This window comes from Microbulbifer maximicatervae (SeqCode) (assembly GCF_052467505.1).
Window position 1 is genome coordinate 3,245,649 of record NZ_CP174313.1, and the last position, 25,712, is coordinate 3,271,360.

Genomic DNA, 25,712 nt, shown 5'->3' on the forward strand with positions numbered 1-25,712 from the left:
TATCGCCAGTCCCCGGTCTGCGATGCGGCCCACACCTCCCGGAAAGTACGGATTAGCTCATGATTCCAGCATTGCGCGAAGTCGACGAGGTTCAGGCGCTCTATTTGCAGTTCTTGCAGGAACTGAAGGACGCAGGTTTCCGTGGCGATACCACCCCCAGTTATGCCAGCCGCACGGTCCTGGCTACCGATAATTCGATATACCAGGTCCTCCCCCAGGCCGTTGTTTATCCCCGCGACAGTCGTGACTTGCAGCTGCTCGCCGAGCTGGCTGACAGGGAGGAGTTTCACTCGGTAGTGCTATCCCCCCGTGGCGGTGGTACCGGTACAAACGGCCAGTCCCTGACCGATGGACTGGTTGTGGATATCTCCCGCCATATGAACCAGATCCTCGAAATCAATGTTGAGAAGCGCTGGGTCCGGGTACAGGCCGGAGTGGTCAAAGATCAACTGAATGCAGCACTCAAACCCCACGGCCTCTTTTTTGCTCCGGAGCTTTCCACCAGTAACCGGGCCACCATTGGCGGCATGATCAATACCGATGCCTCGGGCCAGGGTTCATGTGTCTACGGCAAAACCCGCGATCACGTGCTGGAGTTACACACCGTATTATTGGGCGGTGAGATTTGGCACTCGGCCCCGATCGACGATGAGGAGCTGGCACAAGTTAGTGTCGGGGATAAACGCTCTGCACAGGTTCACCAAGTCTGTGATTCTATCGCGCGTACAAAAGCAGAGTTAATCACAGCAAAGTTTCCCAAGCTCAACCGCTGCCTCACCGGCTACGACCTGGCTCATATTCGCGACGACAAAGGCTTTAACCTCAATAGTGTTCTCTGTGGCTCAGAGGGAACCCTGGGTTTTATCGCCGAGGCAAAACTCAACCTGTTGCCAATTCCCAAATGTGTCGCTCTGGTCAATTTAAAGTACGACCATTTTCAAGAGGCGCTACGCGACGCCAAAGACCTGATGCTGGCCGGTCCCATGTCTATCGAGACAGTGGACAGCAAAGTGTTGCAGCTGGCGATGGAAGATATCGTCTGGCACAGCGTCAGTGAATTTTTCCCAGCGGATGATCGCCCGGTCAAGGGCATTAATTTAGTCGAGTACGCCGCCGACAGCGAAGAGGAATTGGAGCAGGCACTAGCCCAATTTACTGCTCATATTGATGAAGCTATTGGCCAGGCAGGTAAAAGTTTCGGTTATTCCATTGCCCGAGGCCACGCCGAGGTCAATCGAATCTGGGCCATGCGCAAACGGGCCGTGGGCTTACTGGGAAATGCCCAGGGAGAAAAACGCCCAATTCCCTTTGTCGAGGACACGGCAGTACCACCGGAAAACCTGGCAGATTTTATCGCTGAGTTCCGCACGGTATTGGATGAGGCCAATCTCGACTACGGTATGTTTGGCCATGTCGATGCGGGCGTGCTGCACGTGCGTCCGGCAATTGATATGAAAGACCCCCGGCAAGCCGCACAAATTCGTCCGATCACCGATCAGGTGGTCGCCCTCACACAGAAATATAAGGGCCTTTTGTGGGGGGAGCATGGGAAAGGTGTCAGGTCTGAATACGCACCGGAATTTTTTGGCGAGCTCTACCCAGAGCTGCAAAAAATCAAAGCCGCCTTCGATCCTCGCAACCAACTCAATCCGGGGAAAATAGCTACTCCCAGTGATGACAGCCAGCTGCTGAAAATTGACAAGGTATCCACCCGAGGCGAGCGGGACCGGCAAATTCCCGCCCAGGTCTGGGAGGGCTATGAGGAAGGTGTGCACTGCAACGGCAATGGTGCTTGCTTTAACTGGAACCCCGACGATGCCATGTGCCCTTCCTACAAGGCCACTCGCAACCGTATTCACTCTCCCAAGGGGCGCGCCTCTTTAATGCGCGAATGGCTGCGATTGCTCAGCGAAAAAAATGTTGATGCGGTCTCCAGTGCCCAGCGCCTGCGGGAACGCTCCTTTTTTGTCGGACTCCCCAAGCGCATTATCAATTCCCTGGCAAAAACCCGTGGCGAGTACGATTTCAATCACGAAGTTAACGAGGCAATGCAAGGCTGCCTGGCCTGTAAATCCTGTGTGGGGCAGTGCCCGATAAAAGTGGATGTGCCGGAGTTTCGCAGCAAATTCCTCGAACTCTACTACAGCCGCTATTTGCGTCCGCTAAAAGATTACGCCGTCGGTGGGCTGGAATTCCTGATGCCACACCTGGCCAAGCTACCTCAGTTATACAACTGGCCACTAAAACTCAAGCCAGTTTCCTTCCTGATGGAGCGCCTGTTCGGCATGGTGGACAGCCCACTGTTATCGGAAAAAACCTTGAAAGCGACTATGGCGGAGCTGGGTGTGCCTGTCGCCAGTGCCGCCTGCCTGGAGTCCTTGGGCCCGGCACAGCGCAGTCGCGCAGTGGTGATAGTGCAGGATGCTTTTACCAGTTACTTTGATGCCCAAGTGGTTGCCGACATCGTGCGCTTGCTAAAGCAGCTCGATTTTGTCCCCATGCTGGCGCCCTACCGCGCCAACGGCAAACCCCTACATGTGCACGGTTTCCTGCGCCAGTTCCAGAGGGTCGCTGAATTAAACAGCCAGATGCTTAACGACCTCGCCGCCAGCGGTATTCCCCTTGTGGGCATCGACCCCTCAATGACCCTGACTTATCGCTCCGAGTATAAAAAGCTGATGGGCGATGAGGCACCCAAGGTCCACTTGTTACAGGAATGGCTGGCTTCCCAGCGGGAGCACCTGGAACAACAGCGCCACCGCATAGCGCCCGCCAACTTCCAGCTTCTGCCCCATTGCAGTGAACAAACCAATGCCACCGCCTCGGTGAAAGACTGGCAAAATGTTTTCACTGCCCTGGGCCTGGAACTCGCTACCGAGAGCCTCGGCTGCTGCGGTATGGCCGGTACCTATGGCCACGAAGCAGATCACAAAGAGACCTCACGAGTCATTTTCCAGCAATCCTGGGCGCCCCGATTGAACAGTGGCGAAAACCAGTTGGCCACCGGCTATTCCTGTCGTTGCCAGGCCAGTCGCTTTGCAGGCGTATCCTTGCGCCATCCGCTACAGGGGCTACTGGCACAACTGGATAAATAGGCATTTACTGACGTAAGAGGCCCATATCTCCGGGTCTCTTACCGTCCACCCAAAGTAGCCTGCGGGAAGTGCCTATGCACAAACATCTCTCAAACCTGCTCATGCTGTTTTATGCACTGCTTGGCATCGCCGTATTGCTAGCAGCAATATCCATAAGCTCAAACTCCGGGAAACAACAATTAGGGCACCATCTATCCCAGGCCCAACACTCCCTGGCATTGGTTACTGAGGCTGAAACCTACGCCCGCACGGGCAACTACGCCGACGCACTGCCACTTTACGAAAAGGCCATCTCCTCGCTGTCCGACTATCCGGATCAACAGCAGGCCCTGCGCTACCGCTACGGTATTGTGCTCAATGCATTTAGCGCCCAAGCGCGACCTGACCTCTACCCCCTTGCCCGCGCACAGTTCGAATCGGTCCTCAATTACCTGGATGAGGGCGCGGTGCTACCGCAGTCCACCGCGAGAGTGCGGTCAGCCATGGCACACACTTACCATCAGCAAGCAGCAACGGAGAAGGAGCACACTCAGCGAGCTCATCTTTTACGCTCGGCTTACCTTCTATATAAGAGTGCAATCCAAGGCCTGCGCGAACAGGCGGAATGGCAGAACCTTGCCATCACCTATTTCAACCTGGGGCAAGTCTGTGAATGGCAGGGAAACCTGGAGGAAGCCATCATCTGGTTGGAAAAAACGGTGAAGCTGGACATGCAGCACAAGCTGCCGGACCTCCAGGAAGACAGTGACTACTTATCCGCATTGCGCAGCCAGGTGGAACCGATACTGGAAAACCCCGAAACCGCGCTGTAAGTACTGGGGATTCTCTGCACTTTTTAATGTGACGCACCGGTTTTTCCGCTAAAACCTGCTGTTTTTTGTCATATCAGCAATATATGGAGAATAAGTCACAAATAATTTATGAGGAATTTTTTACTGTTCCAGTCATGCTAAGCAATGCCCTCCACCACTCCTAGCACGACTCTTTAGAATGACATCGCTGTCACGCAATTTTTCTCTTTTGAAACCATTTACCAAGGAGCTGGGTTCTATCCGGCCATTTCCTCCTGTACAAAATATATACAGTGCAATTTTATTGTTCTTTATATCTTAAAATTAATCCATTTTTTTATTTTCTGTAAATAACCCGCCAATTCATACGGCTTTTTCTCGCTTTGCAGGAAAAAGTTGATACCTCAGGAATCGCCGGTAATATAGCCAACGTTGATTAAATATTGATCAACGATTTCCAAACAAACTTGGAAATTTCACAAGCAGCCCTTGGCTTGTGACCATTTATGACCTGGAGGTAATGGGACATGATGAAACAGACTCTGCGAAATACTGCCTTTTTTATTGCTGCCTTGCTCGCTATCGGTGTAAGCGTTAATGCCTCAGCAGCACTTAAGAAAACCATGATTGTTGACGCAACTGCTTACAACTCTGTACCCGGACAAACTGACAGTGATCCCTGGGTAGCAGCTTGGAACAACCGCCTGCGCCCCGGTGACAAAATTATCGCCGTATCCCGTGACCTGGAAAAACACGGTCTGACTAACGGCGCCAAAGTTAAAATTGAAGGTCTGCCTGGCACCTATACCGTGCGCGACCGTATGAACAAGCGTTTTACTAACCGAATCGATGTTTGGATGGAGAAAGACATTAAGAAAGCCCGCGCCTGGGGCAAGAAAAAACTGAAGATTGTTTTTGAACCCGTAAAGTAATTAGACCTAATTTCAACAGAGCTTGTGACCCCGCCCTCCAGCGGGGTTTTTTTATTGTTAAAAGAATTTATATCTAATCCACCAAAAAGCAATCAGGGTTCCATCTCCATTAAAAACCCTTCTAGCTCTGTACAATTTGAATTTCCGATATAAAACAGGCTCGGCTGCTGGTTCTCGGTATAGCGATGTTTTAATCCATCCTCGCCAATTAATATTAAGTATTCTGATTTTACCCAGCGCTCACCCTCCCTGTATTCCGTTAGCCATAAAAGCGATGGCTGCCCCTCGTGACAGAGCCCATAAAACATGCGGGTTTTTTCCACCAGTTTCTTGGTCATGTAATCTAGATAGCGGCCGGGATAGGTATAGCGATCAGCCTCAATACCAATTTTCTCTGGGTTTATCCCCATATTGGCGCGGCCAACTCTCTGTATATAAATTGCCAGGTTCTCGTCGCAATCGAGACAATGGCGCCCGGCAACGATGGCATAGCCACTCAATTCGGAGATAAGTCGGGCTTCTTTCAGGTCAGTGGTGAGCAGCTGTCGATTGGAAAGGCGGATGCTCTCTGCGGATACCAGTGGACTTAATACAGTCACCAGCAGAATAAGGTAGCGCAGGTTCATGGGGAGGGTAACCGCAGGTTAGGTAGTACCGCCGGAGACCTGGATTCCACCATTGTCTCGCGGCGGCACTGTGATTGGGTGTGCTGTTACACAGTCGCGATTCCCTTCTCACATTAACCATAGCAGTTTGAACAAATGTCAGCCGACTTTTGCCACAACTCCCGCTGGGAATTGCCAGTCAGCCGATTCATTCTGAAGAGGGCTTACCAGCTGCCATCAGCTTCCTGAACTGGCCCAACAAAGGTAGCGATCCCCTCCTCTTTAAGAGCATCGAGCGCTTCATCCAGCGCTTCCCGCTCAGTCTCAAACGCGTCTTCCCAAACGGTTGAGTTGTTGTGTTCATCGACGATTTCAAGCAGCCAGCCGCCCTCACCATCTTCATAAATATCGATCTGGACGGAAACCTCGCCCTCCCGATAGATCTGGCTCAACTCCGATTCTTTCGGTGCAAACTCTTCGCCCATGGGATTCGCCTCGCTGTGACCTTGAAATTTCGGCCAGAACTTTGACAACTTGCGGCCCGACGGTCAACTACAAATCCCTTTTCTTGCAGATGCGGACCGCCTGCTTACTGTACGACAAGCTCCTTTTTTTGCGATAAAATGCGCGGCGATTTTTTCTGCTCCGGATTTGCGATCCGGCCCGCAACTGAGGAAGTACCATGAACCAATTTGTTGTCTGTGCACTGTATAAGTTCGTTACCCTTGAGAACTTTGAAACGCTTCGCGCCCCACTGCTGGAGGTGATGCAAGAAAACAGTGTTCGCGGCACCCTGCTGTTGGCCCAAGAGGGCATCAATGGCACTGTAGCCGGCTCCCGCGAAGGTATCGACGCGGTATTAGCCCATTTGAAGTCAGACGAGCGCCTCGCCAACCTGGACTACAAAGAGTCCATCACCCAGGCAATGCCCTTCCTGCGCAGTAAAGTGAAGCTAAAGAAAGAAATTGTCACCATGGGTGTCGAGGGCATTGATCCACTGCGCACCGTCGGCACCTATGTCAAACCCAAAGACTGGAATGCCCTGATCAGCGACCCAGAGGTTGTTGTCGTGGACACCCGCAATGACTATGAATTCCAGGTCGGTACTTTCAAGAATTCCATCAACCCGGAAACTGAGACTTTCCGCGAGTTCCCGCAGTACGTAAAAGAGAATATGGACCCGGCCAAGCACAAGAAGGTCGCCATGTTCTGCACCGGCGGTATCCGCTGCGAGAAGTCCACAGCCTATATGAAAGAGCAGGGCTTTGAAGAGGTATATCACCTCCACGGCGGTATTTTGAAATACCTGGAAGAAGTCCCAGCAGAAGAATCCCTGTGGGAAGGCGAGTGCTTTGTTTTCGATGAGCGGGTGACAGTCAACCACAACCTGGAACGCGGCAAATATGATCAATGCAATGCATGCCGCATGCCCATCACTGAGGAAGACCAGCAATCTCCCCTGTTCGAGCAGGGTGTAAGCTGCCCGCACTGCCACGACAAGGTGCCTGAAGCCGACCGAGCCCGTTTCCGCGAGCGCGAAAAGCAAATTCAGCTGGCCAAACAGCGCGGTGAAGTACACATTGGCCAGGACGCCCGCGCGCAAACCGTCTCCCGCCGCGAGCAAAAGAGGGAGGAGCGCCGCCGCCAGGCTGAAGCCCAACAGGCGCGCAACCAGCAGGCCTAACTCCTCCCCTAGAGAGCAAGAGGCTGAGGTACGACCTTTATCTGGGCCAGCCAGGCCTCTGCTTCGGCCTCCACAACGAACTCCCTAGAACTGAGCCTGCACAGGCAGGAGCCATGGCTGGGCAGCGGACAGGTCCAGCGCCCTCGCGGATGTAACACCGCGATAAATGCCCGTCGCAGCACAGGGTTCTCAGCAATAAAGTGAATAAACTTCTGGTGTTCCTCCAGTGTGGTTTTGCTGCGCGCATAACGCAGGTCAAGTAGTACACGTAGGGGTTTTCGGTGGCGATACTTTTCCACCAGTAGTGCAATGGCTTCTATTTTGTCCTTATACCCCACCGGACCAAAAAAAAGCACACGCGCTATTCCACCCGCCGGCCGATAGCTAATATGAAAATTCATTGATAACAGCACCCGTGCGCTTGTCTTTTTTATTTTTATCGACTACAGCTTCCGCAATGCCTCTTTTTATTGTCTTACCTGTACTGAAAACGCGAAATAAGGCAGACTTTTTTCTCGTACACTCCTGATATTTACTTCTACCTCAACGGCAATCCAACATCCGTATAAAGGGTTTGACGTTTGTCGGCGAAAATACTGCACCTGTAAACCCGTTTTAATACCCTCAACCCCAACTACATTTAATAAGCGACAAAAAACCTGCAAATACTGCCACCTAAAAATCATAAGCGGTCTATATCGCAAAAAAATATCGGCTTTATGATTTTTAAAACAATAAGTAACTAGTACGATCAAAATACCCCTGTTTTTTACCAGGTAATTCTGTGAAATATTTTGAAAATTCTAATTTACCCAGGGCGCGACAGAAGTGGGCTATCGCTAAAAGGAAATCTGTACCATAAAACAAGGAACAAACTAGTACGGCTTACTTCAATGAGGGACACCGGGCTGCATCAATATAGAAATATTGGAGCCCGGTAAAAACAGAAAAACAAAGAAAATTATTTCTTTGTGATCAATATCGCGAATGGGTTCAACTTATTTCGATTTCCGGCATATCGCTGTCATCACTGCTGTTTAACCAGATCTGGGCAGCAGCCTTGCGGGCAATTTCGCAATAAAAACCAGCAATTTCACTATCTGGATCGGAAATAACACTGGGCTGTCCGCTATCCACATCGGCGCGGATTTTCTGTGCCAGCGGAAGCTCTCCCAGTAAATGGGTATCGTACTCTGCAGCGATTCGCTCACCGCCACCGGTACCGAAAATTGGCTCGCTGTGACCACACTTGGAACAAGTATGCAGCGCCATATTTTCCACAATACCCAGCACAGGTACCGATACCTTGCGGAACATCTCCACGCCCTTAATGGCATCTTTTAGTGCCAGGTCTTGAGGGGTAGTTACAATTACCGCACCGGCCAATGTAGTTTTCTGTGCCAGCGTCAATTGAATATCCCCGGTACCCGGGGGCATATCCACAACCAGGTAATCAAGCCCATCCCGACTTTCCCCCCACAGGGTTTGACTGAGAATCTGGTTGAGCGCGCCGCTGGCCATAGGCCCGCGCCATACCGCTGGGGTCTCCTCGGTCATCAGGTACCCCAGAGACATTGTCTCTATTCCGTGAGCCTCTACCGGCACAAAGAATTTCTGTTCTTTCACATGCGGGCGCTGGTCTTCAGTTCCCAGCATGGTGGGTAGGCTCGGGCCGTAGATATCAGCATCCAACAAACCGACCCGGGCACCTTCCGCCGCCAGGGCCAGGGCCAGATTGACCGCAGTCGTGGACTTGCCAACCCCGCCTTTGCCCGACGCCACGGCAACAATATTTTTCACCTTCGCCAGAGTTTCCGGCGCCCCGGAAGTTGGCGTAGCGGGAATATCGCTGAATAGCTCAAACTGCATCTTAGAGCCTTTGAGGGGCCCGGCTTTCAACAGCGGCTGACAGCTTTCCTCTACTCTCTGGTGCCAGTCTACCTCCTGGCTCGCACACGGATATCCCAGGGTAATCCCGGCGAAAACAGTTTCGTCCTCATACCCAACTTCAATTTCTGCGTCCAAATCATCCAACGGCAAGCCACTGGCAGGATCATGCAACTGGCCGAGGCACTCCGCCAGTCGCTCCAGTTCAGCCTGAACTTCCTGTGACAGCTCGTCATGATCGTGATGATGATCGCTCACGGTATCTCCCTCTCAGCGCTTCTAGATTGGCTCGCATTGTGTCGGATGACGCGGCCTAACACCAGCCACAGCAGCCAAACAAGGATTCACATAAGCCAGCTTGATCCCTCCACGACATAGTGCAAATCTGCTATATTCCGCGGTCTTTTGACGATCTTCGGCCCACTCTCCGTGAGTCCTTGGCCGCAACCCCACAGCGATGGAAAAACCGATGTCCGATACGCGCAACATTCTCGTCACCAGCGCACTGCCCTATGCCAATGGCTCCCTACATCTGGGCCATGTGCTCGAATATATCCAAACCGATATTTGGGCCCGCTTCCAGCGTGCGCGCGGTAATAACTGCCTGTATATCTGTGCCGACGATGCTCACGGCACTGCAATTATGCTGAAGGCTGAACAACTGGGCCTGACCCCGGAACAGCATATCGCCAATATGCAGGCAGAACACGAGCGCGACTTCGCCGACTTCCTAATTGGTGTAGACAACTTCCACTCCACCCATTCAGAGGAAAACCGCGAGCTGTCGGCAATGATCTACCGCCGCCTCAGCGAAAACGGCCACATCGCATCGCGCACTATTACCCAGGCTTTCGATCCAGAGAAACAGCTTTTCTTGGCGGATCGCTATATCAAGGGAACCTGCCCCCGCTGCAGCACGCCCGACCAGTATGGTGATAACTGTGAAGCCTGTGGCGCCACCTACAGCCCTACCGAACTGATCGATCCGGTATCAGCAATCTCCGGCGCCACTCCGATAGAAAAGGAGTCAGAGCACTTCTTCTTTACCCTGCCCGCATTCACCGAATACCTGCGCGAGTGGACCCGCTCCGGCACTCTCCAGGATGAAGTAGCCAACAAGCTGGCCGAATGGCTGGAAGAGGGCCTGCAAGAGTGGGATATTTCCCGCGACGCCCCTTACTTCGGTTTCGAAATTCCCGATGCGCCGGGCAAATATTTCTACGTGTGGCTCGACGCTCCCATTGGCTATATGGCCAGTCTCAAAAACTACTGCGACAGCAAAGGGCTGGACTGGCAGGAGTACTGGAAAAAAGACAGCGACGCCGAGGTCTACCATTTTATCGGCAAGGATATCGTCAACTTCCACGCACTCTTTTGGCCAGCCATGCTGGACTCAGCGGACTTCCGCACCCCCAACAAAGTTTGCGTACACGGCTTCCTTACCGTAAACGGCAAGAAGATGTCCAAGTCCCGCGGCACCTTTATCAATGCCCGCAACTACCTGGATCACTTGAGCCCTGAGTATTTGCGCTACTACTTCGCCGCCAAACTGACCGGTGGCGTCGATGACCTGGATCTGAACCTGGACGATTTTATCGCCAAGGTGAACTCTGACCTGGTGGGTAAAGTAGTCAATATCGCCTCTCGCACCGCCAAGTTTGTCAGCAAGTCCGGTGGCAAGCTGGCCGGCGAACTGGCCGACGAACAATTGTGGAACCAATTTGTAGAAGCAGCTCCACGAATTGCCGAGTATTACGAGCAGCGGGAATATGCGCGCGCCATGCGCGACATTATGGCTCTGGCCGACGCCGCCAACGCCTGGATCGCCGACAAGGCTCCCTGGTCCCTGGCCAAGCAGGAGGGCAGCGAGGCTGAGGTTCTGGCAATCTGCTCCCAGGGTGTGAATATGTTCCGCGCCCTGATCACCTGGCTCGCCCCCGTATTGCCCAACACTGCACAAAAAGCGGCGGAGTTCCTCAACAGTGAGCTGGATTGGAACAGCGTAACCCACCCGCTGACAGATCACGAAATCAAGAAGTTCAAACCGCTGCTGCAACGGGTGGAGAAAACCCAGGTAGATGCGGTTATGGATGCGGCTGCAGAATCCCTGGCCCAGCTACAAGCGGAAACCAAAGCTGCTACTGGCCCTCTGGCGGAGGACCCCATTGCTGAGGAAATCCAGTTTGATGACTTTGCCAAAGTAGACTTGAGGATCGCCCTGATCGCCAAAGCTGAGCATGTTGAAGGCGCCGGTAAACTGCTGCGCTTAACCCTGGACCTGGGCGGCGAAACCCGCCAGGTATTTGCCGGTATTAAAAGCGCCTACGCCCCTGAAGACCTGGAAGGTAAACACACCGTTATGGTCGCTAACCTGGCGCCGCGTAAAATGCGCTTTGGTGTCAGTGAAGGCATGGTTCTGGCAGCGGGTCCCGGTGGTAAGGACCTGTGGATACTGGAGCCCCACGAGGGCGCCAAGCCCGGTATGCGCGTAATGTAGTTTCCCTGCGCTAACGCAGGGAAACTGCAATCAGGCCGGCACACACCAACCCCACACCCAGCAGCTGGGGTCTGTGTGCCGGCTCCTTGAGTAGCCAAACCGCCAAGCCGACGCCAAGGGGAATACTCAACTGCCTTAGGGCGACTACATAACTCACATTTTCAGTCATTGTCATCGCCAGCAGCACCAAGCCGTAAGTCGCTCCCATCATGGCACCGGTCAGCGCCCCGACCTTCAAATCCCGAAAACTTTGGATCAATGGCGCAGTGCCACTCTGCCCCAGGCACCCCAGAAGCAGCCACAAACCACACGCGAGAAACTGCATGCCCAAGTAGCTGTACGCCAGAACAAGCGCAGGGATAGTGCCTCCCGCAGCATCCCCCAGGTAAATCAGCGCCCCTTTATCCGCCAGTGAATAGCCCACAGTGCCAATGGCTGCTACCAGCGCCCAGGCGCAGTCCGCGCGCCAATAAGCTCTCCAGTGCCACTCGCGGAAATACACCAGCGGTACCAGCAGGCAGCCAATTGTCACCAACAGCATTCCCACCCAGGCGAGTGGAGGCAACGATTGCCCCAACAATACCGTTGCCAGTGCAACCAGCAATACCGGCAATGCTCGAGCAACGGGATAGACCAATCCCATATTGGCTCGCTGGTAGGCGAGGGATAAGCCCCCCATATAAATCATTTGAAAAAAACCACTACCGATAAGGAGGATCCAAAAACTTCGCGGGAGTGAATCAACCTGATATAGCAACCAAAAATTTAGCGGTAAAAGAAAAATTCCAACACTGAGAGTCGCGATACAAAAAAAGGCGGGAGTTGGTGTGCGGGACTTCCCCAGTAAATTCCAACCCGCGTGTAGAAATGCAGAAATTAAAACAAGACTGGCAGCGGTAAACGATATTCCCATAGAGGCCCTCTTCAATTGCGACAGAAAGGCCCCGACAAACCAACCGTAGCCACGAATATGCGCAGTTAAGGCCGCTGGCCAGCAAAGTTTTGCATTCCCTCTTCACTGCCGTAGCATGTCCACCACACTGCAAATCTATCGAGGAGATGTCATGCGCGGCGTATTTCTGGACACTTTGACAATGAAGCTTGAGGAGCTGGATACCTCGGCCCTAACAAATAGTCTAGACCAGTGGGACTTCTATGAAACGACTCCCGCCGAAAAAGTCGCGGAGCGAATCGCCGAGGCCGAGGTGGTAATAACCAATAAAGTCATAATAAGCCGCACATTATTGGAGCAAGCCAGCAAATTAAAAATGATTTGTGTTTGTGCAACCGGTACAAATAACATCGATCTCGCCGCCGCACAGGAATTAAATATTCCGGTGTACAACGTTAAAGGTTATGCGGGGGCTTCTGTACCACAGCACACTCTTGCCCTGATCCTGGCTCTTGCTTCCAAGTGGCACCGCTATCACAACGATGTTTTTGCCGGACGCTGGAGCCAATCTACAATTTTTTGCCTGCTCGATCACCCAGTGGTTGAACTCGCAGGAAAAACACTCGGTATCATTGGCTTTGGTGCCCTCGGGCAGAAGGTGGCAAAACTGGGGGAAGCCCTGGACATGCGGGTACTGGTGGCTGAATCATTTAGCGGCACACCCGCTGAAGGCAGGACGCCACTGCAACAATTGTGTGCAGAGTCCGATGTCATCAGTCTGCACTGCCCGCTCACAGAAGAAACCGATCAGCTGGTAGACGAGCAATTCATCGCCGAGATGAAACCCGGCGCACTCCTGGTCAATACGGCTCGGGGCGGGCTGGTCAATGAACAGGCAATGGCGGATGCTTTGCGCAGTGGACACCTTGGGGGGGCGGCGCTGGATGTCCTCAGCCAGGAGCCCCCACCCGCCAGTCACCCACTATTGGACAGAGATATCCCCAATTTGATTATCACCCCCCACAACGCCTGGATCAGCCGTGAATCACGCCAGCGCCTACTCAACGGGGTCGTAGAGAATATTGAAACCTGGAAAAGTGAGAGTACCAGCCATCCATAAACAACTCGCTTTTATCTAACCCAAGCCATCTCAGGCATCTGCCGGTCCGAGGACTAATCCCCTCTGTGAACTCAGGCCGGCTTTTGCCGTTTGAAACTACGACCGGGCCCGAACAGCTGCCAGCCATAGTCCAAGATCAGTAGCAGAGACAGGGACTTTTTCCTGCAAAAATCGCGTGAAAAAAACCCCTTTTTCAAGTGGGAATTACCACGCGGGACTATAGACTTCCTCGGCAATTAAACCCCGAGAGGAGAAACCTGATGGCAACCGCAAGATCTCCACATACGAACTCCAGTAGGGAGAAGCTGCAACAGGCCTATAATCTTGCTGGAGAGGCCGCTTCACAAGCTGCTGGCAGCTTGAAAGAGAGGGCCCGGACCTCTGTAGAGTCCCAGAGACAACGTGCCACCGATGTAATGGAAAAAGCGGAGTCCTCACTTCGGGAGCGCCCCATTCTCGCTGTTGGCTGTGCATTTGTTGTTGGCTGGGCAATTGCGAAGCTCTTTAAGTAACGCTTCTCTCTTTTTTTCGACTGGTAAGGACACCCCCTGATGGGCAATGAAAAAAAGTCCCAAGCGTCTGGCGAGAATGCCGATTCCGCTGCGCAGGAGCGCAGCCCGGGTCAGTCTTCACCTTCTCCCTCAGGGAAAGACTCTGATGGAGAAGGTGAAAATAGCCTTGAAGCTACCCTTGCTCGCGCCGAGGCAACACTGACCCTACTGACTGCCTGGTTGGCTAATATTCAAAAGCTATTCCAGTTGGAGTTGGATAGAACGATTGCAGCCGGCAAGCGTATTGTTGCCCTGCAACTGATGTTACTGCCTCTAAGTGCGGCCCTCATCGTCAGTCTCTGTGGAGGCGTTGGGCTGATTGCCTACTATTTTTCCCAGTCTATTTATTTGGCATTTCTGGTATTTATTCTTATCCAGGTCGCTATTTTGGCGGGAGCTATCGTTTATCAAAAGAAGCTGGTGCCCCTACTGGGTTTTGAAGAGACCAAGCGACAAGTTAAAGAGGCTTTAAACGATGTCACTGAAGTCTTTAAATAAACAGATCGAACTATGTAGTCGAGACACGGAGCGACAGCGGCTCAGTGTATTGGCAATCGTAAATCAGCAACAGCAAGATGTTCAGCAGCGTTTACAGGGAATTCCCCTGCCATTGGTTTTAGGCCTCGCTTTAATCGCCGGCTTCGCGGCGGAAAAATTATGGCAATTGCCCCGCACCTCACAGGTGGTTCAGTTTATGCTGTCTATGAGGGCTTTTTAGCCGACGCTACTCTTTATATAAATATTAATTCAACGGCCACTTTTAAAAAGAGGGGCACCGGAAAATAACCATAGAAAATAGATACTGGCACATCCTTGTGCCAGCCTTACCTATTAATACCCTGTATTAATCAACATCCTTATCGGTCACTTTATCTTGGGTGTTATTGTCAAAATCACCGGCGCTGTGGCGCTCATGTAATTGTTCGCTGGGCTCACCCCAGGTTCGATTGACCATTCGTCCGCGCTTTACTGCTGGCCGCTCTGCAATTTCCCCCACCCAACGATTGAGATTTTTATAACTCTGGGTATCGAGAAATTCCGCCGCACTATAAGCTTCATTGCGCACCAGAGCCCCATACCAGGGCCAGATCGCAATATCGGCGATGGTATAAGTCCTTCCCGCCACATATGGATGCTTTGCCAGCTGTTGGTCCAATACGTCCAACTGGCGCTTTACTTCCATAGCAAATCGGTTGATCGGGTATTCATATTTTTCCGGTGCATAGGCATAAAAGTGTCCAAAGCCTCCCCCCAGGTAAGGGGCCGAGCCCATCTGCCAGAAGAGCCAATTCAAAGCCTCGGTGCGCTGCTCGGGCGTATGAGGCAAGAGGACATTAAACTTTTCCGCCAGGTAAAGCAGTATGGAGCCACTCTCAAATACCCGGATTGGTGGCGTAGTGCTGTGATCCACTAAGACCGGAATCTTGGAATTTGGGTTTGCCTCTACAAAACCACTGCCAAACTGCTCTCCTTCAGTGATACGGACTAAATGGGCATCGTATTCGGCTCCCTCAAACCCGAGTTCCAATAACTCTTCTAACATCACCGTCGCTTTAACCCCGTTCGGCGTGGCCAAAGAATAGAGCTGCATCGGGTGCTGCCCCTGCGGCAGCGCTTTATCGTGGGTCGCACCCGCTACCGGCCGATTGATACTGGCAAAAGCGCCCCCGCTTTCCTTATCCCACTGCCAAACCTTGGGGGGAGTGTAGGTTTCGTTCGACATTAAACTGCTCCAACTGAATTTAAGGTTGCTCTCAAGCAAAAACACGCATGCCGCGTCAATATACTGTATTGCCTCTACCCCACGCTTAACACCAAGTACCAAACTGGGTTACCCATCTTGTACCTATCGTTTCAAATTGGCAAAGGTACTGCAAATAGTATCCACAAAGGCCTCCACCTTTACTCCAAGTGGAGTCCTTTTGATCCAGAGGTGGCCCTTTGTCGGCCCTTTTCCCCTGCCACCCTCCTCACGAGTTGAAGCCCCCAAGCGACTCAACCATAATAGCCGCCCTGCGCGGCATTCGACGGTGCTCACAAGGAAGGTGCTAGTCTCACCTTAACCCTGCCGACGCCATTGCCGCTGTTCGCGCCACTCCGCCCTCGGGCTTTAACCGGACCTGTTATGACCGAATTTGCCGTCATTCTGCTCAGCACCATCTTGGTCAATAATTATGTGTTAGTGCAGTTTCTCGGCCTGTGCCCGTTTATGGGAGTTTCCAATAAACTGGAGACCGCTGTGGGTATGGCCGGCGCTACCACCTTTGTACTTACTTTGGCCTCTATTTGTTCATACCTGGTCAACACCTATCTGTTGGCCCCCTTTGGTATTGAAGATCTTCGCACCATCTCATTTATTCTGGTGATTGCTGTTGTCGTACAGTTCACGCAGATGTTTATCCAGAAGACCAGCCCCTTGATGTACAAGGTGTTAGGCGTTTTTCTACCGCTGATCACTACCAACTGTGCCGTGTTGGGTGTCGCCCTACAGAACACTATGAAAGCGCATACTTTTATACAATCCACTCTTTACGGATTTGGCGCAGCAGTGGGTTTCTCTCTGGTATTAATCTTGTTTTCCTCGATGCGCGAGCGCCTCTTTGCCGCCGATGTCCCGCTGCCATTTCGCGGCGCCGCAATCGGTATGGTCACTGCCGGACTGATGTCGCTGGCATTTATGGGCTTTAGCGGTCTGGTATAGGGTTTCGAAATGCTGGACTGGATTTCACAAATTTCTTCTCCCCTGCTGGTGCTCGGTGGCATGGCATTGGTATTCGGTGCCCTGCTGGGTTTCGCCGCCGTTCGCTTCCGGGTGGAGGGTGACCCCCTCGTTGAGCAGGTCGATGCCCTATTGCCACAGACTCAATGTGGCCAGTGTGGCTACCCCGGCTGTCGCCCCTATGCAGAAGCGATAGTGCACGGCGATACCATCAACAAGTGCCCCCCCGGCGGGCAGGCCACTATCAATGAGTTGGCCAATCTGCTGGATATAGAGCCCATGCCATTGGACGCCGAGCACGGCGTTGAAGATGTAAAAAAAGTGGCATTTATCCGCGAGGCGGAGTGCATCGGTTGCACCAAATGTATTCAAGCCTGCCCGGTAGATGCCATTGCGGGCGCCGCCAAATATATGCACACGGTGATCACCGATGAGTGCACAGGATGTGACCTTTGTGTCGAACCCTGCCCCGTTGACTGTATCGATATGGTTCCCCTGGAAACCGCTTTACAGGATTGGCATCCACACAAGCCCAGCGATAGCTCGGTGCTGATTGCCAGCGATCGCCGCACTATTCAAGAACATACCGGGGGAGGCGCGGTTTGAACCCCGTAGATAGCAAGACCAAGCAAAGAGAGGCCGTTCAGGAGAGACGCGCAGCCCGCGAGGCACAACTGATTGCCAGTGAAAAAGCGCGCGAGCTGCGCCCCAACGACTTCCCCGGCGGAGTGCACCCTCCCGAGAACAAACACCAGAGTACCGGTGAGCCTATAGGAGTGATCCCCCTCGCCGAGGACTTGATCGTACCACTGCTACAGCACTCTGGTACCACCGCCATACCGCTGGTGAACCTCGGTGATAAGGTATTAAAGGGACAAAAGATTGCCGAGGCCGACGGTTTCATTAGCTGTCCAGTGCATGCTCCCAGCTCCGGCAGGGTTATGGCCATTGAACCCTATCCAGTGCCACACCCTTCGGGTCTGCTGGAGGACTGCATTGTCATTCGCACAGACGGCGACGATGCCTGGTGCGATCTCACCCCCTGCGAAGATTACCTTCAGGTTTCACCGATAGAGCTTCTGGACAAGATCCGCGACTGCGGTATTGCCGGCATGGGCGGTGCAGGGTTTCCAACCGCTGTGAAGCTAGACCCTCACGGCGGCGCCGAAATTGATACTTTGATTATCAATGGCACAGAGTGTGAACCCTATATTACTGCCGACGATATGCTTATGCGGGAGCGTGCCGACGAAATTATTGCCGGCGTGGAAATTCTTGCCCATATCCTCGACCAACCCGAACGGGTATTGATTGGTATCGAAGACAATAAGCCCAAAGCTATCCGCGCGATGCGCAAAGCTGTCGAAGGCACTCGATTCGATATCGTGGTATTCCCCACAAAGTATCCGTCCGGCGGCGAAAAACAGCTGATTCAAATCCTTACCGGCCGAGAAGTGCCCAACAAAGGGCTACCGGCTAACGTGGGGATTGTATGCCAGAATGTCGGCACTGCTCGCGCGGTATATCGCGCGATTCGGTTTGGCGAACCCCTGATCAGCCGAGTGACGACTGTTGTCGGCAAAGCGCTGGAGCAGCAGCGCAATATCGATGTACCTATCGGCACTCCCATAGAACATATCCTCAAATACCACGGTGTCCATCGGGGCCTGATGCAAAAGGTGATCATCGGCGGTCCGATGATGGGTTATACGATTGACGATCAACGCGCTCCGATCGTAAAAACCACCAACTGCCTGCTGGTACCGACCCGTGAGGAGCTACCGCCAGCACCGGTGGCCCAAGCTTGTATTCGCTGCGGTTTTTGCGCAGAGGCATGCCCGGCTTCCCTGCTGCCGCAACAACTCTATTGGTATGCCCGCGCCGACGAACGGGAGAAGTTACAGGCCTATAACCTGTTTGACTGTATCGAGTGCGGTGCCTGCTCTTACGTCTGCCCCAGTACGATTCCCCTGGTTCAGTACTACCGCGCTGCCAAAGGTGCAATTCGCACTGCTGAAGCGGAAAAAGAAAAGTCCGATCGCGCACGCGATCGTTTCGAATTCCGCAAGTTGCGTCTTGAAAAAGCTGAAAAAGAGAAAGAAGCGAAACGCGAAGCCCGGCGCAAAGCCGCTGAACAAGCTCGCCAGCAAAGGGAACAAAACCCTGAATCTCCGACTGCCAAAGCTGAGAAGCAGGAAGCAGATGTTGTCGCCGCCGCCCTGGCGCGAGTTAAGTCCCGCCAGGAGGATCCTAAGCAGCTTTTGGCCCGCGCCCAGCGTACTTTTTCCAGTGCCGGGAGCCGGGTGGAACGCATCCGCAATAAACTGGAAGCTGCCGATGAGAGCCAGCGCGACCAATTGGCAGCGCAACTCAAAGCTGCTGAAGTGAAATTGCAGGAAGCACAACACAAGTTGACCCTTGCCGAACGACGCGCCGATAGGGATACCACCCGGGAGCCCAACCAGGAAGAAACCAATGCAGCTGTGCGGGCAATTACCAAAGCCCGTGCCTCCGCAGAGGCGCGGGCCCAGATGAGTGACGCCGACAGACTTGCTGCAGATATCGAAGCACTGCGCAAGCGCGTCGCCAAAGCTGAGACTCGCCTGCAAAAGGCTCGGGATGAAGATGATGCCAATCTGGACGCATTCGAAAGTGCCCTGGAGAAGCTACAAAAGAAACTGGAAGACAAAATGCGCGAACAACAAGCAGCACAGGACGGAAAGCAATAATGTCTCTGATGCGCGCCACCTCCCCTCACGCCCGTTCCGGCAATGACACCACTAAAGTCATGCTACAAGTCGCCGCGGCTACCATACCCGGTGTGCTGGCGATGGTGATTTATTTCGGTATCGGAGTACTGATCAATATTGCCCTGTGCACAATCACAGCGCTTCTGTGTGAAGCAGCGGTAATGAGATTACGCGGCAGGCCGGCAGCATTCTATCTGCGGGATTGCAGTGCTTTTGTAACTGCACTGCTGCTCGGTATCGCGCTTCCGGCCTACTGTGCTTGGTGGCTGCCGATAGTGGGCACTGCGGTGGCTATTGTCCTGGCCAAGCATCTTTATGGCGGTATGGGGTACAACCCATTTAACCCCGCAATGGTGGGCTATGTTGTCCTGCTGATTAGTTTCCCGGTAGATATGACCCGCTGGGTGGGAGCTGCAGAGGTTATCGGCGGGACACCCAGCCTGGAGGAAGCCTTCTCTCTGGTAATCGGTAGCTACAATGTCGATGGTTTTACCCGCGCTACACCGCTGGAAATCGTGCGATTAAATGAGTCAGTGCTTCTCTCCCAGCTCTATGAAATGGAGCCGGTCCTCAATAAAGGCACATTTGCTGGAGTCGGTTGGGAAACCGTCAGCTTCGGATTCCTGTTAGGTGGGCTGTTCTTATTATTTCGCGGCATTATTACCTGGCATGCACCGGTTGCCATGCTCGCCACCCTCACTCTGATTTCCCTGTTTTTCTACGACAGCGGCAGTTCCTTGTCAGAGGGATCCCCCGTACTGCATTTATTTTCTGGAGCCACCATGTTTGGGGCCTTCTTTATTATTACCGACCCTGTCAGCGGTGCCACCAGTAACCGGGGCCGCCTGATTTTTGGGGCCGGTGTGGGGCTGCTCACTTATGTAATCCGGGCCTGGGGCACTTACCCCGATGCGGTGGCTTTTGCTGTATTGCTGATGAACTTTGCAACACCAACCATTGATAACTACACGCTTCCACGGACCTATGGCCACAAGGGCTCCCGACGCGCTACCGACCTGGAGGAGAGCTGATGCTTAAACAGTCAATGGCCTCCAATGCCGCTGTTCTCACTCTTATCGCCCTGGTCACTGCAGGTACACTCGCAGTGACCCAGATTACGACTAAAGAGCCGATTGAGAGAGCTATCCGGGAAGCTTCGGCGAAAGCGCTACTGGAAATTATTCCATTGGAACGCCACAGTAATGACATGTTGGTAGACACCTATCCAATTCCAAAACCTTACTGGAATCAGCTAGGCCTGCAACAAGGTGGAGATATCAATCTCGCGCGGGAAGAGGACGGAAAAGTCTCCGCAGTCATTGTGCCCGCAGTCACACCAGATGGATATTCCGGCCCAATAAAAATACTCGTTGGTGTGAATCGCGATGGCACCATTGCTGGCGTCAGGGTAACAAGCCACACAGAAACTCCGGGGCTGGGCGATAAAGTCGAGCTAAAAAAAAGTAACTGGGTGCTCCAGTTTGACGGCCTGTCACTAAAAAATCCGCCTTCAGCCGATTGGAAAGTACAAAAGGATGGCGGTGTTTTTGATGAATTTACTGGCGCAACAATTACTCCTCGCGCTGTCGTCAATGAAGTGCACCAGGTGCTTGAGTTTGTAGCCCAGCACCACGAACAAATATTTAATGCGCCAATGTCCAAGCGAGCGGTAGAGATTGAGAACTCTGAAATCGACTCGGAACAAGTACCTGCGGCGGTTGAGGAGCAGAACTGATGGCAACTCCCGGCTACACAGAGATCGCCCAAAATGGGCTGTGGAAAAATAACCCCGCGCTGGTGCAATTGCTTGGCCTCTGTCCCCTGCTAGCGGTCACCGGTTCCGTAGTGAACGGCATCGGCCTCGGCTTAGCCACTACCGGAGTTCTCACCTGCTCCAACCTTGCGGTCTCCCTGATCCGACGACAAATTCCGGATACTGTCCGTTTACCAGCCTCCGTTATGATCATCGCCACCTTCGTTACCTGCGTTGAGCTATTGATGAAGGCTTATACCTACGAGCTTTACTTGGTGCTAGGTATTTTTATCCCGCTAATCGTAACCAACTGTGCGATCCTCGGGCGAGCAGATGCTTTTGCCAGTAAAAACCCCGTACTTCCGTCCCTGGCAGATGGATTTATGATGGGTATAGGTTTCACTGCAGTACTCATCGCCATTGGCGCAGTCAGAGAAATTCTTGGCCAAGGCACGCTATTTTCAGATATGGACTTGTTATTTGGTCCAATGGCAAAAGATTGGGGTATTTCAATTTTTGGCAGTGACTATCCAGGCGTTCTTGTTGCCGTGCTTCCTCCCGGTGCATTCCTTGTCGCCGGCTTATTGATCGCAGCAAAAAACGCCATTGATATCGGTATTGAGAGACATAAAAGCCAGAAAGTTAAGATCATTCCAGGCTCAAAGCGCGTACGTGTTACCGGAAAAATTTCTTAAGATAAGCAGCAGCTAACCAATTTAATTCTGCAATTGAATGGCTATTTGTCCTGCCAATCGATTGCAGAACTTAACTTTTTCACCAAAAGCCAAAATGTGAACCCCTCACTAATCTGTATCTTGCGGATTTTTCATCTTTCACTTTTTCAGTATGATGAGATACATCATCAAATCCCCACTTTTTTACATTAATTGCGCTGTACCAGTGCAATATTCGTGTAATCGAATGTAATAGCATTATTCCCTTTTTTTAATTTTGTTTGGCTAGAATGGCACGGCCGACCAGCTTCACCTTGCTATCGGCGCCAACGCAATAAGACAGGGATAATGCTATGACTGTAGACACTGGAAAGTCTGAATTGGTCTACCACGGCCGCCGGGCCCAACGCGCAGATAGCCGTCTGCGGCGCAAGGCGATTCTAGAGGCCACCCTGAGACTGATCGTTAAAGAAGGTATCCGCGGCATCAGGCACCGTGCAGTCGCCCGCGAAGCTAACGTTCCTCTCGCGGCTACTACTTATTATTTCAAAGACCTGAATGACCTGATCAGCGATTCATTTACTTATTTTGTTGAGCAAGGACTCGAGGCTACACGCCAACTGCATGAAGAGAGTTTTAGTGCGGCACGGAATTTATCCGCACAAGAGCGGGCGTCACATAGCAGTCGTAAACTGCTGATTCAACAATTGACCCGTTTTATTCTTACTCATGTCCGCACCCAGGCTGAAGACCGGGATCGCAGATTGGTTGAACTGGCATTCCGCAATGAAGCGCTTCGCAATGAGCAGCTGACCCGCGCGGTGCGGATGGCCAATCACGCCAGAGAGTCAATGATTAAGGAATTCTTCCAATTACTGGGTCTGGCTGATTCTGAAGCGGCTGCACAAATTGCTCACGGTACGATCCTGAACCTTGAGTATGAAATTTTGAGCGGTGCTATTGCCATCGACTCGCCGCTGCTGGAACGCACCGTCACCTTGATGATCAACGGATTAATTCCAGCGGCAACAGTTGTTGCTGAAACTGCAGCATACGGCTGAATCTTTCTGAATTACTCGTCTCCAGGAAACGGGTATGGAGTTGTCCCCTCCATACCCAACTCCTCTTCATATAGCTCTTTCCAGATAGCTTCCAATAAAGATTAAGTGCAGCTTCCCGGTAGGGAGCTTACCCACTGCTTTAGTAATTCAACGCCCTCTGTATGCACCATGCTTCTACCTAATTCAGGCATCATGGCCCCAGGTGCGGTAGACTCTACACGAAAATTCAAAATAGAATTTTCAGGCTCTCCCGGTACTATTGCGAATAAATGCCCTCCACTCCCTGTACCCGCAGCAATAGGCGGTTTACATAGCCCAAGTTTGCGCCAATCAGTTTCGCCATGATGCAACATAAGCCCCGAGGTATCTGCCGGCCCAGTGGGATTGTGACAGTGGCCACAATTGATATCCAAATAAGCCCTGGCACGATCCTCCAGCGACACAGTCGCATCGTAAATATTGGCATTTCTCGGCAAACTTTTCAGATCAGGCAGCCCACGTAAATAGCCGGCCTTCTTCCAAAACAGCAATTGATTCTCTACTCCGCTACCGTAGGGATAGTCTTTATTCAGATGTCGAGCTTTTGGGCCGAGAGGAGAAATGGCTTTTTCAGTAAACTTTTCTGCATGGCAACCAGCACATTGATTGGCGTCAGGTACTACATAACTAAGGTTTTCCTGTTGTCCGTTCAGGCCAACCAACTGAAAATTTTTCACATCTCCAGCAATCTCAAGAGTTGCCTCAGTCTGCTCTTTATTCCAGACATAGGGCAGCGCCTGCCAATTTTCCTTCCTGCGGATTAAAAGCCGCGTCTCAACGAGACGGACTCGATTTAAATCAAGTGCCTGCCCAAAGCGCCCCTCAACATAATCCGCAGAGAAGTCATCGGTACGGCGAACTACACCACTACTCTCCTGTGGATAGTAAAATGTCTTGCTTAAGATAGTTCCGACAGGGTAATTAAACTGTTCTTCTCCGTAGGTTACAAACGCCCCCTTAGGCAGCCAGATGGTTCTGAACTTATGAGCATAATCGGTAAATAAACCCGTATTTAAATCGTAGGGTAATGCTCTTTCCGCAGGGAAGAGCACACCTTTCTCCAGTCTCAATAAATTCCATGCACTGAGATTTTCGGGCACCTCTTCTGCCGGGAATAAATGAACATCCTTTTTGTATGAATCACATCCCACAAGGCCAATCAGTAATACAAGGCTCCAAATAGAATAGATAAGCTTCCTACTTATTTGATTGTTATTCTTCATTAGCTACCTCTATCACTGCCAAATGGTCTTCATTTTCCAGCTTTGAATCAAAATCTAAAACTACTTTGGCAAGCTTTTCCAAATGACACTGATGAGGTGTTATATCTGTAGATATATTCTTATACTCATTTCCAAAATCTATATTGAGAATTCCTGCAGGCTCGTTATCAACACATAACTTTAATGCTTCAGGTATTTGACCATCCACCAGTTTACTTTGATCAACAACCCCATCCCAAAGAATATCCGGCAATGCACCTGATATTCCAAACATAGCTAACTTCAGAGCTTTTAACTTAAGATGATCTGGCGATGTACCACCGCCAGAAAAGTTATTGGCATAGATATAGATCCCCTCTGGGTATGGGTCAAAATCAGACTGCGTAGACTTATCACTATAGTATCCAGCCGTAAAATAGCTGCTGATCAATATGTTAGCAGTATCATTATCAGAAATATCATTTTCAAAAATCTCCACCCGATCATTCGAGTTAATAACCACCCCAGACCCTGCTGGCACGGCAGCAACTGGCGTGCCCTCATGACCAAAATTTTTAGTATTATTATTCTTTATCTGGTTATTGTAGATACGTGTACTGTGCCCTGGCTGCGGAAGATTAGGCATATTAAAAACAAGAATTCCCCCAGTATTATTCACAGCAATATTGTTGTAAACATCTGCACCGATCGTATTCTCTACCTCAATACCCGCCACATTAAATTCTGCACGGCTATTACGAACAATAACATTCCGCGACTGACCGACATAAATCCCTGCATCTGAAGCACCAATAGCTACCACACCATCGATTAAAGTATTTTCAGTCTGTACAGGATAAATACCATAGGCACCATTCTGGGTAGACGGGCCATTGGTCCATTCAACACGAACATCCCTGATGATAATGTTTTTGCCTTCATTAATTTTCAGGGCATCGCCTATGGTATCCTCAATAGCCAATCCCTCAATAGTAAAGTTACTGGCATTAACTAATATCCCCTCAGCACCCTGAATTTGCCCCTCAAAGGAGAGGACAGATTTATCCATGCCAGCTCCACGTAGCGTTACCCCATCAATATTCAGGGATAAACTACGATTAATATGGAATTTACCCTCAGGAATAGTAATAACATCCCCGGTCTTTGCAGATATCAGTTTTTTTAATAGTTGCTTTTGAAAATCAACCTTATTGGAACTGTCCTCAACTCTGGATTCAGGCCGTTCAGAACATCCAACGGATACTATTAAAGCCAGAATTACTCCCATATACGCTAAAGTCTTCATAGCCACACCTTTTATATAAATTATTGTCAATTGAGCTACTAAAACCTCAAATTGGTACTTCCGTACCAATTTAAAGGTGAAAACAGGACTAAATACACACTTTGATACTATCCAACCAACACCTCGTTATCAAGGCGCTATTATTAATACAAAA

The 25,712-nt window shown here is 51.6% G+C and carries 24 protein-coding genes; 16 read left to right on the plus strand and 8 right to left on the minus strand.

Features of this window, described 5'->3' with window-relative positions; all coding sequences use genetic code 11:
- Positions 1 to 59: 59 nt before the first annotated feature.
- The 3 genes from ydiJ (at position 60) to ACJJIN_RS14405 (ending at position 4,818) form a co-directional block, all read left to right on the plus strand.
- Positions 60 to 3,095 (plus strand): D-2-hydroxyglutarate dehydrogenase YdiJ, encoded by a 3,036-nt coding sequence (gene ydiJ / locus ACJJIN_RS14395; protein ID WP_444895191.1) that lies wholly within the window; start codon positions 60 to 62, stop codon positions 3,093 to 3,095.
- 74 nt (positions 3,096 to 3,169) lie between these two features.
- Complete coding sequence (locus ACJJIN_RS14400; protein ID WP_282934256.1) at positions 3,170 to 3,907, plus strand: tetratricopeptide repeat protein; 738 nt, start codon at positions 3,170 to 3,172, stop codon at positions 3,905 to 3,907.
- A 506-nt stretch (positions 3,908 to 4,413) separates the two neighbouring features.
- On the plus strand, positions 4,414 to 4,818 hold the full coding sequence (locus ACJJIN_RS14405) for a 3D domain-containing protein (RefSeq protein WP_238152122.1): 405 nt from the start codon (positions 4,414 to 4,416) through the stop codon (positions 4,816 to 4,818).
- 92 nt (positions 4,819 to 4,910) lie between these two features.
- On the opposite strand, the gene ACJJIN_RS14410 is transcribed toward ACJJIN_RS14405, so the two are convergent.
- Positions 4,911 to 5,444, minus strand: coding sequence for a hypothetical protein (locus ACJJIN_RS14410; RefSeq protein WP_444895192.1), 534 nt, complete (start codon positions 5,442 to 5,444; stop codon positions 4,911 to 4,913).
- Positions 5,445 to 5,647: 203 nt separating this feature from the next.
- A complete protein-coding gene (locus ACJJIN_RS14415) occupies positions 5,648 to 5,908 on the minus strand; it encodes a hypothetical protein (protein WP_108731798.1) in 261 nt (86 codons plus the stop codon).
- 197 nt (positions 5,909 to 6,105) lie between these two features.
- Here ACJJIN_RS14415 and trhO point away from each other — a divergent pair, with 197 nt between their 5' ends.
- A complete protein-coding gene (gene trhO / locus ACJJIN_RS14420; protein WP_444892795.1) occupies positions 6,106 to 7,107 on the plus strand; it encodes an oxygen-dependent tRNA uridine(34) hydroxylase TrhO in 1,002 nt (333 codons plus the stop codon).
- An 8-nt stretch (positions 7,108 to 7,115) separates the two neighbouring features.
- On the opposite strand, the gene ACJJIN_RS14425 is transcribed toward trhO, so the two are convergent.
- Positions 7,116 to 7,508, minus strand: coding sequence for a hypothetical protein (locus ACJJIN_RS14425; protein ID WP_282934259.1), 393 nt, complete (start codon positions 7,506 to 7,508; stop codon positions 7,116 to 7,118).
- Positions 7,509 to 8,100: 592 nt separating this feature from the next.
- Positions 8,101 to 9,252, minus strand: a complete 1,152-nt coding sequence (gene apbC / locus ACJJIN_RS14430) for an iron-sulfur cluster carrier protein ApbC (protein ID WP_444895193.1) — start codon at positions 9,250 to 9,252, stop codon at positions 8,101 to 8,103.
- A gap of 211 nt (positions 9,253 to 9,463) precedes the next feature.
- On the opposite strand from apbC, the gene metG reads away from it, so the two are divergent.
- The gene (gene metG, locus ACJJIN_RS14435) at positions 9,464 to 11,491 is read left to right on the plus strand and encodes a methionine--tRNA ligase (RefSeq protein WP_444895194.1); all 2,028 of its coding nucleotides are present in this window, start codon (positions 9,464 to 9,466) and stop codon (positions 11,489 to 11,491) included.
- Between the two features lie 10 nt (positions 11,492 to 11,501).
- Here metG and ACJJIN_RS14440 read toward each other — a convergent pair whose 3' ends face one another.
- The gene (locus ACJJIN_RS14440) at positions 11,502 to 12,404 is read right to left on the minus strand and encodes an EamA family transporter (protein WP_444895195.1); all 903 of its coding nucleotides are present in this window, start codon (positions 12,402 to 12,404) and stop codon (positions 11,502 to 11,504) included.
- Positions 12,405 to 12,555: 151 nt separating this feature from the next.
- Between ACJJIN_RS14440 and ACJJIN_RS14445 the strand changes: the two genes are divergently transcribed.
- From ACJJIN_RS14445 to ACJJIN_RS14460, 4 genes are all read left to right on the plus strand, one after another.
- Positions 12,556 to 13,503: a D-2-hydroxyacid dehydrogenase gene (locus ACJJIN_RS14445; RefSeq protein WP_444895196.1), complete on the plus strand. Its 948-nt coding sequence runs from the start codon at positions 12,556 to 12,558 to the stop codon at positions 13,501 to 13,503.
- Between the two features lie 260 nt (positions 13,504 to 13,763).
- Positions 13,764 to 14,015: a hypothetical protein gene (locus tag ACJJIN_RS14450; RefSeq protein ID WP_282934265.1), complete on the plus strand. Its 252-nt coding sequence runs from the start codon at positions 13,764 to 13,766 to the stop codon at positions 14,013 to 14,015.
- 39 nt (positions 14,016 to 14,054) lie between these two features.
- Complete coding sequence (locus ACJJIN_RS14455) at positions 14,055 to 14,552, plus strand: hypothetical protein (RefSeq protein WP_413664388.1); 498 nt, start codon at positions 14,055 to 14,057, stop codon at positions 14,550 to 14,552.
- A complete protein-coding gene (locus ACJJIN_RS14460) occupies positions 14,530 to 14,772 on the plus strand; it encodes a hypothetical protein (protein ID WP_444895197.1) in 243 nt (80 codons plus the stop codon). The genes ACJJIN_RS14455 and ACJJIN_RS14460 overlap by 23 nt, the downstream gene beginning before the upstream one ends.
- Before the next feature lie 126 nt (positions 14,773 to 14,898).
- On the opposite strand, the gene yghU is transcribed toward ACJJIN_RS14460, so the two are convergent.
- On the minus strand, positions 14,899 to 15,777 hold the full coding sequence (gene yghU / locus ACJJIN_RS14465) for a glutathione-dependent disulfide-bond oxidoreductase (RefSeq protein ID WP_444895198.1): 879 nt from the start codon (positions 15,775 to 15,777) through the stop codon (positions 14,899 to 14,901).
- Positions 15,778 to 16,179: 402 nt separating this feature from the next.
- Between yghU and rsxA the strand changes: the two genes are divergently transcribed.
- From rsxA to ACJJIN_RS14500, 7 genes are all read left to right on the plus strand, one after another.
- Complete coding sequence (gene rsxA / locus ACJJIN_RS14470; protein ID WP_108731788.1) at positions 16,180 to 16,755, plus strand: electron transport complex subunit RsxA; 576 nt, start codon at positions 16,180 to 16,182, stop codon at positions 16,753 to 16,755.
- A gap of 9 nt (positions 16,756 to 16,764) precedes the next feature.
- A complete protein-coding gene (gene rsxB / locus ACJJIN_RS14475; RefSeq protein ID WP_444895199.1) occupies positions 16,765 to 17,379 on the plus strand; it encodes an electron transport complex subunit RsxB in 615 nt (204 codons plus the stop codon).
- Positions 17,380 to 17,447: 68 nt separating this feature from the next.
- Positions 17,448 to 19,502 (plus strand): electron transport complex subunit RsxC, encoded by a 2,055-nt coding sequence (rsxC, locus tag ACJJIN_RS14480; protein WP_444898261.1) that lies wholly within the window; start codon positions 17,448 to 17,450, stop codon positions 19,500 to 19,502.
- Positions 19,502 to 20,554, plus strand: coding sequence for an RnfABCDGE type electron transport complex subunit D (locus ACJJIN_RS14485; protein WP_282934269.1), 1,053 nt, complete (start codon positions 19,502 to 19,504; stop codon positions 20,552 to 20,554). Before rsxC ends, ACJJIN_RS14485 begins: the two co-directional genes overlap by 1 nt.
- Positions 20,554 to 21,258, plus strand: a complete 705-nt coding sequence (gene rsxG / locus ACJJIN_RS14490) for an electron transport complex subunit RsxG (RefSeq protein WP_413664384.1) — start codon at positions 20,554 to 20,556, stop codon at positions 21,256 to 21,258. Before ACJJIN_RS14485 ends, rsxG begins: the two co-directional genes overlap by 1 nt.
- Entirely contained in the window at positions 21,258 to 21,971 is a 714-nt protein-coding gene (locus ACJJIN_RS14495; RefSeq protein ID WP_444895200.1) for an electron transport complex subunit E, read from the plus strand. The genes rsxG and ACJJIN_RS14495 overlap by 1 nt, the downstream gene beginning before the upstream one ends.
- A 332-nt stretch (positions 21,972 to 22,303) precedes the next feature.
- Entirely contained in the window at positions 22,304 to 23,011 is a 708-nt protein-coding gene (locus ACJJIN_RS14500; protein ID WP_282934272.1) for a TetR/AcrR family transcriptional regulator, read from the plus strand.
- Between the two features lie 101 nt (positions 23,012 to 23,112).
- On the opposite strand, the gene ACJJIN_RS14505 is transcribed toward ACJJIN_RS14500, so the two are convergent.
- The gene (locus ACJJIN_RS14505) at positions 23,113 to 24,273 is read right to left on the minus strand and encodes an SO2930 family diheme c-type cytochrome (protein WP_444895201.1); all 1,161 of its coding nucleotides are present in this window, start codon (positions 24,271 to 24,273) and stop codon (positions 23,113 to 23,115) included.
- Positions 24,263 to 25,558, minus strand: a complete 1,296-nt coding sequence (locus tag ACJJIN_RS14510) for a parallel beta-helix domain-containing protein (RefSeq protein ID WP_444895202.1) — start codon at positions 25,556 to 25,558, stop codon at positions 24,263 to 24,265. The genes ACJJIN_RS14505 and ACJJIN_RS14510 overlap by 11 nt, the downstream gene beginning before the upstream one ends.
- Positions 25,559 to 25,712: the final 154 nt, after the last annotated feature.

Coding starts and splice junctions, on each gene's coding strand:
- ACJJIN_RS14455 (WP_413664388.1), top strand. CDS start 14,055: ATGGGCAATGAAAAAAAGTCCCAAGCGTCTGGCGAGAATGCCGATTCC.
- rsxG (WP_413664384.1), top strand. CDS start 20,554: ATGCTTAAACAGTCAATGGCCTCCAATGCCGCTGTTCTCACTCTTATC.
- rsxA (WP_108731788.1), top strand. CDS start 16,180: ATGACCGAATTTGCCGTCATTCTGCTCAGCACCATCTTGGTCAATAAT.
- ACJJIN_RS14440 (WP_444895195.1), bottom strand. CDS start 12,404: ATGGGAATATCGTTTACCGCTGCCAGTCTTGTTTTAATTTCTGCATTT.
- rsxB (WP_444895199.1), top strand. CDS start 16,765: ATGCTGGACTGGATTTCACAAATTTCTTCTCCCCTGCTGGTGCTCGGT.
- ACJJIN_RS14425 (WP_282934259.1), bottom strand. CDS start 7,508: ATGAATTTTCATATTAGCTATCGGCCGGCGGGTGGAATAGCGCGTGTG.
- ACJJIN_RS14450 (WP_282934265.1), top strand. CDS start 13,764: ATGGCAACCGCAAGATCTCCACATACGAACTCCAGTAGGGAGAAGCTG.
- ACJJIN_RS14400 (WP_282934256.1), top strand. CDS start 3,170: ATGCACAAACATCTCTCAAACCTGCTCATGCTGTTTTATGCACTGCTT.
- trhO (WP_444892795.1), top strand. CDS start 6,106: ATGAACCAATTTGTTGTCTGTGCACTGTATAAGTTCGTTACCCTTGAG.
- ACJJIN_RS14460 (WP_444895197.1), top strand. CDS start 14,530: ATGTCACTGAAGTCTTTAAATAAACAGATCGAACTATGTAGTCGAGAC.
- metG (WP_444895194.1), top strand. CDS start 9,464: ATGTCCGATACGCGCAACATTCTCGTCACCAGCGCACTGCCCTATGCC.
- ACJJIN_RS14495 (WP_444895200.1), top strand. CDS start 21,258: ATGGCAACTCCCGGCTACACAGAGATCGCCCAAAATGGGCTGTGGAAA.
- ACJJIN_RS14405 (WP_238152122.1), top strand. CDS start 4,414: ATGATGAAACAGACTCTGCGAAATACTGCCTTTTTTATTGCTGCCTTG.
- ACJJIN_RS14415 (WP_108731798.1), bottom strand. CDS start 5,908: ATGGGCGAAGAGTTTGCACCGAAAGAATCGGAGTTGAGCCAGATCTAT.
- ydiJ (WP_444895191.1), top strand. CDS start 60: ATGATTCCAGCATTGCGCGAAGTCGACGAGGTTCAGGCGCTCTATTTG.
- ACJJIN_RS14510 (WP_444895202.1), bottom strand. CDS start 25,558: ATGAAGACTTTAGCGTATATGGGAGTAATTCTGGCTTTAATAGTATCC.
- ACJJIN_RS14505 (WP_444895201.1), bottom strand. CDS start 24,273: ATGAAGAATAACAATCAAATAAGTAGGAAGCTTATCTATTCTATTTGG.
- yghU (WP_444895198.1), bottom strand. CDS start 15,777: ATGTCGAACGAAACCTACACTCCCCCCAAGGTTTGGCAGTGGGATAAG.
- ACJJIN_RS14410 (WP_444895192.1), bottom strand. CDS start 5,444: ATGAACCTGCGCTACCTTATTCTGCTGGTGACTGTATTAAGTCCACTG.
- ACJJIN_RS14445 (WP_444895196.1), top strand. CDS start 12,556: ATGCGCGGCGTATTTCTGGACACTTTGACAATGAAGCTTGAGGAGCTG.
- ACJJIN_RS14500 (WP_282934272.1), top strand. CDS start 22,304: ATGACTGTAGACACTGGAAAGTCTGAATTGGTCTACCACGGCCGCCGG.
- ACJJIN_RS14485 (WP_282934269.1), top strand. CDS start 19,502: ATGTCTCTGATGCGCGCCACCTCCCCTCACGCCCGTTCCGGCAATGAC.